Genomic DNA, 3,831 nt, shown 5'->3' on the forward strand with positions numbered 1-3,831 from the left:
GCGCGGCGGATTTTGCCTCTGCCATCCCGGATGTTCGCTTCCAATGATCACATTGCTGCGCTCACATCAGGGCGCCAGCGGCAAAATCCGTCTCGCGCGGGTGGGCGACAATGAATGTCAACACGACCTAGCCTGGGGGAACCGGTATCAAGGGCCTGCAGATCAAGCAGGCCCTTGATGACGACCGCAGTCGCCCGCTTTGCGAAAGCCTTAGCCCAGGACTGCCCTGACCGCCTTCACTGTCTTGCCGACCACCTCGTCCGCTTCTTCGCGGGTCAGGCAGAAGGGCGGTGCAAAACCGAGGATGTCGCCCTGGGGCATGGCGCGGGCAATCACACCCTCGGCCAGAAGGGCCGCCGCGATGGAGGGACCGACCTTGTCGGAGACGTCGAAATAGATCCGGCCGTCGCACTGTTTCACAAACTCCAGCGCACAGAGCATGCCCGCGCCGCGCACCTCGCCGACATTGGCGTGCGTGCCGAATGCATCCGCCATTGCGTCGTTGAGGTAGGCGCCCACTTCACCGGCATTATTGATCAGGCCCAATTCGTCGATAAGCCTGAGGTTCGCAACACCTGCCGCTGCGCCGATGGGGTGGGCCGAATAGGTCCAGCCGTGGCCGATGGGGCCGTTTTCATCCGTGCCTTGTTCCAGAACCTTCCACATCTTGTCGCTGACAATGGACCCCGAAAGCGGCGCATAGGCCGAGGTCAGCCCCTTGGCGATGGTGATGAGATCGGGCTTCATGCCGTAGTGATCCGAGCCGAACATCGTGCCCAGCCGTCCGAAACCTGTCACAACTTCATCGGCCACAAGCAGGATGTCATGCTTGTCCAGAACCGTCTGGATCGCGGCCCAATAGCCTTCGGGCGGCGGCACGATGCCCCCGGTTCCCAGCACGGGTTCACCGATGAATGCGGCAATTGTATCCGCCCCTTCACGGTCAATCAGGGCCTCCAGTTCTGCCACGCAATGGGCGACGAATTCAGCCTCGGATTGTTCAAGGTTTTCACGGCGGTAGTAATAGGGGGCTTCGGTATGAACCACCTGTGCCAGCGGCAGATCGAACTTCTTGTGGAACAGCTCAAGCCCGGTGAGCGAGCCGGTGACGAGGCCGGAACCGTGATAGCCGCGCCAGCGCGAGATGATCTTTTTCTTCTCGGGGCGACCCAGGATGTTGTTGTAATACCAGATCAGCTTGACGTTGGTCTCATTGGCGTCGGAGCCGCCAAGGCCGAAGTAGACCTTGGACATGTTGTCCGGCGCGCGGTCGAGGATCATCTTGGCCAGGGTGATGCTCGCCTCGGTGCCATGACCGACATAGGAATGGTAATAGGCCAGTTCCTTTGCCTGTGCTGCGATGGCGTCGGCGATGTCGCTGCGGCCATAGCCGACGTTGACGCAGTAGAGCCCTGCGAATGCATCCAGCAGGCGGTTGCCGTCGCGGTCCTCGATGTGGCAGCCCTGGCCGCCGGTCACGATCCGGTGGGGGACATTGCCCCGTGCAAAATCAGCCAGATGGGTCGAGGGGTGAAAGAAATTCTCACGGTCCCATTGTTCGAGGTGGTCGTTTTTCAGCATTTCTTTCTCCTCATGCCCAATCGCGGCATATGTATTTGATTTCAGTGTATTCTTCCATGCCGCGTCGCGCCCCTTCGCGGCCAAGGCCGGATTGCTTGGTGCCCCCGAAGGGGATCGGCGCGCCGGTGACCTTGGTCCGGTTCACCGCCACCATGCCGAATTGCAGCGCCCGCGAGACGCGGTAGATGCGCCGTGGGTCATTGCTGTGCAGATAGGCGACCAGCCCGTATTCCGTGTCATTGGCCAGCGCGATGACCTCATCCTCGCTGTCGAAGGGCGCGATGGCCGCTACCGGACCGAAGGTTTCTTCGGACATGATGGCCGCATCGCGCGGCACGTCGGTCAGGACGGTGGGCTGATAGAACAGCGGGCCAAGGGGATCGCGTGCGCCGCCGCAGGCAAGTTTCGCACCCTTCGCAAGGGCGTCCGCGACATGTTCTTCCTGCTTTTGAACCGCCTTTTCGTTCATCAGCGGCCCGATGTCGGGATCATCCATGCCGACGCCGAGCGAGAGCGCGCGTGTTGCCGCCGTGAAACGCGTGCAGAAGTCGTCATAGATCGCGCGTTCGATGAAAATCCGGTTGGCGCCCAGGCAATCCTGCCCAGAGGTGGCAAACTTGGCCTTTATCGTTTCGGCGACCGCAACATCAAGATCGGCACCTTTGAACACGATCACCGGCGCGTGACCGCCCAGTTCCATGACAAGCTTTTTCACGGTGTCGGCGGATTGCCGGTATAGAAGCCGTCCGATCTCGGTCGAGCCGGTGAAGGAGAGCGCCCGCACGCGGGAGTCTTTTGTCCAGGGTTCGACCACCTTTGCCGCCTTGCCGGTGACGACATTGAAGACGCCTGCCGGAACCCCGGCCTTTTCCGCCAGCTCGGCCAGTGCCAGGGCTGAAAACGGTGTTTCACCGGAAGGGTGGGCCACAACCGTACATCCGACGGCCAGGGCGGCAGCGGCCTTGCGGGTCAGCATGGCGGCGGGGAAGTTCCAGGGTGTGATCAGGGCCACGACGCCCACCGGCTCCAGCCAAACCTCGACTTCGGCGTCGGGCAGGTGGCTTGTGACCCCTTCGATATTCGGGCGTTTGGCCTCTTCGGCGTAGAATTCCACAAAGGACGCGGCATAGTCGATTTCGCCCCGTGCCTCTGACAGGGGTTTGCCCTGTTCCAGCACCATGATCCGCGCGAGGTCTTCCTTGTGCTTCAGGATCAGGTCGAACCAGCGGCGCAGGATGGCGGACCTGTCCTGCGGAAGAAGTCCGGACCAGCCGGGAAATGCCGATTGCGCCGCGTCCACGGCGGCAAGGCTTTCCTGCGCGGTCAGGCTGGCAACGTCGCCGACGATGTCCCCGGTGGCCGGGTCGGTGACGCGGATGGTCTCCCCCGTGGCCGCCGCAGTCCATTTGCCCCCGATATAGGAGAAACTGCGCACCAGAGACTTGTCGGAAATCTCGTTGCGGGCGGAAAGTGCCGTGTTGGTCATGAGCGGGTCTCCCTTCTGGCCGGATCATCGGCCGGTTTCGAAGGAGGGAGAGACCATATTTCGGGGCTTTGGCAGAGGAATCTCCTGCCCATTGCCGGTTTGATGGCGGTTTAGTCCAGGCTGCCCGCGATCAGCGCCAGCGGCGGAATGCCCTGGCCCTTGACCGGTTTGGTCACAACATAGGTGAAATACTTTGACAGCCCGATCCGCGCGTTGAGCATTTCGTCGATCAGGCGTTGGTAGGTATCGATGTCGCGGGTCAGGATCTGCAAAAGGTAGTCGAACCCGCCACCCAGCGCCCAGCAGGCCAGAACCTCGTCATAACGCTGCATGGCAGCCTCGAAGGCCTGGAAGCTGGCCGCCGTATGGTCGGACAGTTCGGCCGCGACAAAGACCGTCAGATGCGGCCCCAGTTTGCGCAGATTGATCTCGGCGCGGTAGCCTTCGATCAATCCGGCCTTTTCCAGTTTCTTCAACCGTTCCCAGCAGGGCGTCGGCGACAGGTTGACCCGTTCCGCCAGCGCGGCCTTGGTGATGCGGCCTTCCTTTGACAGCACCCGCAGGATTTCCAGATCGCGGGCATCAAGCCGCATGGCGCCACCTCCTGTTATGGGGTTACAGCGTTTCGGGAAAATGTTGAATCGCAAATAGCTTGCCACGCATCGCGCTCTCAGAACATTTGCGATCCTAGGTCGTGTTGACATTCATTGTCGCCCACCCGTTTCAGTCCAAAATTGCTCAGTTCCAGGCAAGAGAGCGCAGGA

Annotated in this window: 3 protein-coding genes; all 3 read right to left on the reverse strand. The window is 61.3% G+C overall.

Translation table 11 applies throughout. From position 1 onward, the window contains the following. Positions 1 to 210 precede the first annotated feature (210 nt). On the reverse strand, positions 211 to 1,581 hold the full coding sequence (locus O4H53_RS26805; protein ID WP_269368029.1) for an aspartate aminotransferase family protein: 1,371 nt from the start codon (positions 1,579 to 1,581) through the stop codon (positions 211 to 213). Positions 1,582 to 1,591: 10 nt separating this feature from the next. After that, the gene (locus O4H53_RS26810; RefSeq protein WP_269368031.1) at positions 1,592 to 3,067 is read right to left on the reverse strand and encodes an NAD-dependent succinate-semialdehyde dehydrogenase; all 1,476 of its coding nucleotides are present in this window, start codon (positions 3,065 to 3,067) and stop codon (positions 1,592 to 1,594) included. Between the two features lie 110 nt (positions 3,068 to 3,177). Continuing rightward, positions 3,178 to 3,660, reverse strand: a complete 483-nt coding sequence (locus tag O4H53_RS26815; protein ID WP_114277076.1) for an Lrp/AsnC family transcriptional regulator — start codon at positions 3,658 to 3,660, stop codon at positions 3,178 to 3,180. Positions 3,661 to 3,831 lie beyond the last annotated feature (171 nt).

This window comes from Sulfitobacter sp. G21635-S1 (genome assembly GCF_027213915.1).
Lineage (GTDB): Bacteria > Pseudomonadota > Alphaproteobacteria > Rhodobacterales > Rhodobacteraceae > Sulfitobacter.